Source organism: Polaromonas sp. P1_G2, assembly GCF_056405515.1.
Genome location: NZ_JBFUBY010001145.1, coordinates 1 through 452 on the forward strand (window position 1 = coordinate 1; position 452 = coordinate 452).

Below are 452 nucleotides of genomic sequence, written 5' to 3' on the forward strand. Positions count from 1 at the left end.
GGTCTACGAATTGCGCAGCGGCGTCGAAACCGATTTCGGCGACAAGCTGCGCGGCGAACTGGCGGGCGGCTATGCCTTGGCGCAGTTCGACGATTCCCGGCTGAAATCAATCTCCGCCGCCACCCTGAACGGCAACGCGACCTGGTCGCCAGAGCGCGGCACCGACGTCAATTTCGGCCTGACGACCCTGATCGAACCATCGACCACGGCCGGCGCCAGCGGCGACATCGCCTATACCGCCAACGCGCTGATCACCCAGGACATTATCGACACGCTGAAGGGCCATGTCAGCACCGCCTTCACCATCCGCGACTATTCCGCCGCCGCCCAGGCCAACCAGAAAGTCTACGACCTCGGCGTCGGCCTGACCTGGGGCCTGTCCCGCTCACTGGATCTCAACGCCGACATCGCCTGGGAAAAGACCACCCAGCCCGGCACGCCGACGTCTAGCC

Annotated in this window: 1 protein-coding gene; it reads left to right on the forward strand. The window is 65.0% G+C overall.

Annotated elements, in window-relative coordinates:
- Positions 1-452, forward strand: a 452-nt coding sequence (locus tag AC1D0P_RS29475) for an outer membrane beta-barrel protein (protein WP_477679973.1), incomplete at both ends; no start/stop codon positions are given.